The sequence below is a fragment of the Bradyrhizobium sacchari genome (assembly GCF_002068095.1).
Lineage (GTDB): Bacteria > Pseudomonadota > Alphaproteobacteria > Rhizobiales > Xanthobacteraceae > Bradyrhizobium > Bradyrhizobium sacchari.
Genome location: NZ_LWIG01000052.1, coordinates 3,765 through 6,519, shown reverse-complemented (window position 1 = coordinate 6,519; position 2,755 = coordinate 3,765). Strand labels below are relative to the sequence as shown.

Annotated in this window: 3 protein-coding genes; all 3 read right to left on the bottom strand. The window is 65.8% G+C overall.

Annotated elements, in window-relative coordinates; translation table 11 throughout:
- Positions 1-119: 119 nt before the first annotated feature.
- Positions 120-428 carry a SorB family sulfite dehydrogenase c-type cytochrome subunit gene (sorB, locus tag A5906_RS32115; RefSeq protein WP_080139163.1) on the bottom strand — a complete coding sequence of 103 codons (309 nt, stop codon included), beginning with the start codon at positions 426-428 and terminating at the stop codon, positions 120-122.
- 12 nt (positions 429-440) lie between these two features.
- On the bottom strand, positions 441-1,640 hold the full coding sequence (gene sorA, locus A5906_RS32110) for a SorA family sulfite dehydrogenase catalytic subunit (protein ID WP_080139162.1): 1,200 nt from the start codon (positions 1,638-1,640) through the stop codon (positions 441-443).
- A 318-nt stretch (positions 1,641-1,958) separates the two neighbouring features.
- Positions 1,959-2,755: adenylate/guanylate cyclase domain-containing protein (locus A5906_RS45460; RefSeq protein ID WP_245327025.1), on the bottom strand; the 797-nt coding region annotated here is incomplete at its 5' end.

Genomic DNA, 2,755 nt, shown 5'->3' with positions numbered 1-2,755 from the left:
TGGCGGGCTTGGTAGCTCAAACCACATCCGCCTTTCGCCGAATTCCGCTCAACTTCGCGGCGTTTTTGCCGGTTTTGCCCGTTTCGCGGTCAATCGGCGCATGCGCCGCGCGCCACCCGTCAATAGGTCGCGGCCAGATAATCGACGATCTTGCCGACATCGGCGTCGTCGATCGGGGCGCCATAGACTTTGATCATCTTGGTCACCTCGGCCTGCCAGAAGCCTTTCCTGTCCTTCATCGGCGGCTGGGTGTTGATGTAGTCGGACGAGTGGCAGGCGGTGCAATTGCCCTGCACCACCTCGAGATTGGGCCCGGGCTTGAACGCGGCGACCTCATCGGGGGTCTTGTAGTTGACCGGCGCTGCGAGCGCCGAACCGACCGCGGCGGCGAGGGCGAGCGTGACGGAGAGGAGAACGGTGCGCTGCATGATCATTCTCCCTCAGGCCACGCTGACGCGGACGGTTTCGACGACGTTGCGCAAATAACCCGCCGGATTCCAGCGCGGCGTATCCGGCTGGGTCTCGCCGCCATTGCCGGTGGCGCGGACCTTGAGCTCGAGGGTGCCGGCCGCGAGCTTCACCGGCAGCTTCCATTCGCGGAAGGCGTATTTGCCGAGATCCTTGCCGAGCTTCGCGCTCGTCCAGGTCTTGCCGCCGTCGGTGGAGACCTCGACCTCCTTGATGCCCTTGCCGCCGTCGAACGCGATGCCGCGCAGGGTCACAGCTCCCGCCTTGAGCTTGGCGCCGTCGGCGACGCTGGTGATGAAGGAGCGGATGGTGAAGCGGTTGATCGGGATCGTCGCCTTCGGCGTGGTGCCCGGCTCGATGGCGTTGTTCGGCGTATCCGGAATGCGATAAGCCGACTTCATCCAGAAGCCGTCATAGACGCCGTCGATGACGGTGATCTCGTTGAGGTGCTTGAGCCAGTAGGTGCCGTAATAGCCGGGCACGACCAGCCGCAGCGGAAAGCCGTTGAGGAACGGCAGGTCCTCGCCGTTCATGCCATAGGCCAGCATCACCTCGCCGTCGGTGGCGTGATCGATATCGAGCGCCTTGACGAAGTCGGGCGTCTTGTCGCTGGCCGGGCCATCCATGCCATTGAACGTGACCTGCTTCGCGCCGGCCTGTACGCCCGCCATCTCCAGCACGGCCTTGAGCGGCACGCCGCGCCAGCGGGCGCAGCCCATCGCGCCGTTGGCGAGCTGGCCGCCGGCGACGCGCGGCTCGGAGAAGCCGCGGCTGTTGCCGGAGCATTGGTTGACGGCGACGATCTCCGTCGCCTTCATCTTCCGGATGTCTTTCAGCGACAGTTTCAGCGGCTTGTCGACCTTGCCCTTGACCTCCAGCGTGAACTTGTCGGGGTCCAGATTGTAGGGCAGGTCGGAAAGGTGATAGCGCACGAAGAAGGCGTTGTTCGGCGTGAGCGGCCCATCGTTGAACACCGCGAACGGTGTCTCGAGCTGCGGCGGCCGGCTGGTCAGCCCGATCATCGGCCGCTTCTGCGGATATTTCACCAGCGGTCGCTCGCCATTGGCGAAGGGCAGGGTGACAGTGTCGAGCGCCAGCGCCTTGGTAGAATTCAGTGTAGCCGCAATGGCGGCAAGCCCCGCTCCTTTGAGCAGGTCGCGTCGATCGAACATGTGGTCTCCTCCCGGAGCTTTTTCGTTGGACCAGTGGTCATCACCGCGATCCCGCGCTCATCTGTCGCAACGAACAGGGCGAAGTCAATTCGTGCTTTCGCAGCAGGTCCATGCCGCTGCGTCGCAGCAAGCCGGTGTTACGTTTGTAACGAGATCGAGCTGAGCTGCGGCCTCGACGGTGGTGCACCTCTCCCGCTTGCGGGAGAGGTCGGCGCGTAGCGCCGGGTGAGGGCGCTCTCCTCTTAGGGATTGTCCCGTTGCGAAGATACCCTCTCCCGCAAGCGGGAGAGGGAGCGCACCTTCCGCATAGTTCGCGCCTTACGCCGCCACGCGCGCGCCGCGGTCGACCAGCGCGGCCAGCTCCCTTGCATCCGCAACCACGCTCACGGCCATCGGCTCGTCGCGGCCGCGGATGGCGACCTCCTGCTGCGGAAGGGCGGCGTCGGCGAGGCCGGCGGTGCGGCGCACTTCCTCGGAGACGATCGCCTCGCAGGCGAGCGTCTTGGTCATGTCCTGCAGCCGGGCGGCGACGTTGACGGCATCGCCGAGGGCGGTGAAGACGATGTGGTCGCGATAGCCGATGTCGCCGATGATGACCTCGCCGCCATGAATGCCTATGCCGAAGCGGATCGGCTGACGCAGGTCGTGACTGAGAAGCTGATTCAACTCGTCGATGTTCGCGGCGAGGCCGGCGGCTGCCTTCAGGGCCTGCCGGCATGCTTCTTGCGGATCCGCCGACAGCCCGAACAGCGCCAGCATGCCGTCGCCGACGAACTGGTTGGGCTGGCCGCCGTTCTCGATCACGGCCTGCGAGACCGCGCCGAGGAAGCGGTTGACGATGAAGACGGTGTCGAACGGCAGTCGCTTCTCGGCGAGCTGCGTCGAGCCGCGCATGTCCACGAACAGGCTGACGAGATAGCGCTCCTGGCCGATACGCGCCGGCGTCGAGGCCTGCCCGTCCGCCGCATGCGTATGCGGCGTGAAGAGCTGGAAGAAGGAGAGGTCGCATTCCGGACGCAGCTGGCACGCCAGCCGGATCGAGGGGTCGGCGGTGCCGACACGGGCCAGCACGAAGGCCTCGCGCTGCGACGGCTCCGGCAGGGCGCCATGGTCGC